The following is a 1,563-nucleotide window of genomic DNA, read 5'->3' as shown; positions in this document are numbered from 1 at the left end:
TGGTAGAGGTGGTTCTGTTGCTGGGTGACCGCGTGGGCGTGTAGGCGGTGTTGGTCGTCGTAGTGGTAGTGGCTGAGCAGTTGGCCTTGCTGGCGCTGATGTTCGCGGCCGCTGTTGAAGAGATGTGAGGTGAGCACCTCACCGTTGAGTTCGACGGTGGCGAGGTGGCCGCCTTTATCGTGGTTGAAGGTGACGCGGTTGTTGTCTGGCAGGCACAGGTTTTTCAGTTGCCCACAGGCGTCGTAGCCGTAGCGCAGGGTGCCCCAGCCTTGGTGTTCGGCGGTGAGGCGGTTTTGGCGGTCGTATTCGTAGGCCAACGCCCAGTGACCGTCTTCGACGCTGAGGAGGTTGCCTTGGCGGTCGTAGGCGTAGTCGACAACGTTGCTGTCGGGCAGGGTTTTTCTTACGAGGCGCCCGGCGTGGTCGCGCTCGTAACGGGTGATGAGCTGACTGCCATCGTCGCCGTATTCGGATTTCTCCAGCAGGTTGCCGTTGAGGTCGTAGGCGTAGGCGGTGCGCTGGCCGTCGAAGCCGGTTTCCTGGCGGATCAGGCCGTTGGGGTGGTAGTCGAGTTGGTAGGTTTCGCCGGCTTCGTTTTCGATCTCGGTGAGCAGCAGCCGTGTGTTGTCGTAGCGGTACTTGACCTGGGTGCCGTCGGCGTTGAGACGGCGGCTGATCAGGTGCAGGCCGTCGGCGTATTCGTAGCGGGTGACGTGGCTGAGTTCGTCGCGTTCGGCGATGATTTTGCCGTAGGGGTTGTAGCTGAATTCGCGTGTGGCGCCGCCTGGCAAGACGAGGCGAATCAGCCGACCGACGCTGTCCCATTCATAAACGGTCTGCGCGCCGTGTTCATCCTCACGGGCAACCTGTCGCCCCAAGTCGTCATAGCGATAACGCTTGATCCCACCCTGGGGCAATTGCTCCTCCAGCAACTGCCCACGCTCGTTCCACACCAGCCGATGACAACTGCTGTCCGGGTACCAAATCCCCGTCAGTTGCCCCTGTTTGTTGTAGCTGTAGTCAGTCGAATGGCCATCGGGATCAGTCTTGCGAATGACATCGCCTTGGTCATTACGCTCATATTTCCAGACCGCCTCCCCACGGCGCACAACCCGTACGAACCCATTGTCATGCTCGTAGGAAGTCGGCTCATCATCCCCCGGAAACAGCGCCACCAAACGTCCAGCGTCGTCATATTGATAGGCCGTCACCGCGCCCATCGGGTCTTGCTCGACGGTCAGCCGGCCTTTGTCATCGTAAGATTTGTAATGCTGAGCGCCGTCCGGATCGATGCGCTGCACCAACCGCGCCCGCTGGTCATGGACATACACCTCCTGGCTACCATCGGCGTTATGCACGGTGACACGCCCGTCATCCCCCCAGGCATAACGCGTGTCCATCTGCGAAAAACTTGCCCAATGCCGCACACAGCGTGACGCCTTGCCAGCGTGTTCCCATTCCCAAAAGAAGCTCGCTCCGCCGGCCAGTTGGCGTTCAAGAATGACGTGCTGATCGTCGTACCGATAACGCTCGCTTTCTCCGACAGCATTGGTCGCGCAAACC

The 1,563-nt window shown here is 60.3% G+C and carries 1 pseudogene; it reads right to left on the bottom strand.

The window, feature by feature from the left end:
- Positions 1-1,563 (bottom strand): annotated as a pseudogene (locus tag GIW04_RS30590) (type IV secretion protein Rhs); the annotation flags it as partial.

The organism is Pseudomonas sp. PA-4-8C (assembly GCF_021606625.1).
Taxonomy (GTDB): domain Bacteria; phylum Pseudomonadota; class Gammaproteobacteria; order Pseudomonadales; family Pseudomonadaceae; genus Aquipseudomonas; species Aquipseudomonas lactis.
This window is presented reverse-complemented; position numbering and strand designations above follow the sequence as displayed.